Raw genomic sequence first — 1,184 nt, forward strand, 5'->3', positions numbered from 1 at the left:
GCGGCGGCGGATGTCGTTGAGTCTGGTGACGAGGGGGGCGATGGTGCGGCCCTCGCGTGCGGCGGCTGTCCAGTCGCGGGGTTTGAGCTGGTACTTCTCCGAGTCGAGGTATTCCTCGCTGCCGGGTTTGAGTGGGGTGTTCTCGCACAGTTCGTAGCCGCTGTAGATGCCCCAGGAGGGGGCGAGGGTGGCGGCCAGGACGGCGCGGACCTCGAAGGCGGGGCGGCCGCCGTGCTGGAGGTAGGCGTGCAGGATGTCGGGGGTGTTGGCGAAGAGGTTGGGCCGCATCCAGGCCGCCGCCTCGCCGGACAGCTCGGTGAGGTACTCGGTGAGTTCCTGTTTGGTGTTGCGCCAGGTGAAGTAGGTGTAGGACTGCTGGAAGCCGGTCTGGGCCAGGGTGTGCATCATCGCGGGCCGGGTGAACGCCTCGGCCAGGAAGATCACGTCGGGGTCGGTGGCGTTGACGGCGGCGATCACGCGTTCCCAGAAGACCACGGGTTTGGTGTGCGGGTTGTCGACGCGGAAGATCCGCACTCCGTGGTCCATCCAGTGCCGCAGCACGCGCACGGTCTCGGCGATCAGGCCGTCCATGTCGGCGTCGAAGGCGATGGGGTAGATGTCCTGGTACTTCTTGGGCGGGTTCTCGGCGTAGGCGATGGTGCCGTCGGGGCGGTGGTGGAACCACTCGGGGTGCTTGTGCACCCAGGGGTGGTCCGGGGAGCACTGGAGGGCGAAGTCCAGTGCGACCTCCAGGCCCAGTTCGCCGGCGCGGGCCACGAAGTGGTCGAAGTCGTCGATCGTGCCCAGGGCGGGGTGGACGGTGTCGTGGCCGCCCTCGGGGGAGCCGATGGCCCAGGGCACGCCGACGTCGTCGGGGCCGGCGTCCAGGGAGTTGTTGCGGCCCTTGCGGTAGGTGGTGCCGATGGGGTGGACGGGGGGCAGGTAGACGACGTCGAAGCCCATCGCGGCGATCGCGGGCAGGCGGCGGGCGGCGGTGCGGAAGGTGCCGTGCGGCTGCTCGGGAGTGCCCTCGGAGCGGGGGAAGAACTCGTACCAGGACCCGTACAGCGCGCGTTCCCGCTCGACGAGCAGGCCGAGCGGTTCGGAGGCGGTGACCAGGTCCCGCAGCGGATGCCGGGCCAAGGCCGCGTCCACCTCCGGCGTCAACGCCGCCGCCAGCCTGG

1 pseudogene is annotated in these 1,184 nt (G+C 70.1%); it reads right to left on the reverse strand.

Annotated features, from left to right (window positions below):
• A pseudogene (locus ACIQFZ_RS43545) lies at window positions 1-1,184 on the reverse strand (alpha-1,4-glucan--maltose-1-phosphate maltosyltransferase); the annotation flags it as partial.

Origin of the sequence: Streptomyces sp. NPDC093064 (assembly GCF_044754605.1) — a bacterium.
Taxonomy (GTDB): Bacteria; Actinomycetota; Actinomycetes; order Streptomycetales; family Streptomycetaceae; genus Streptomyces.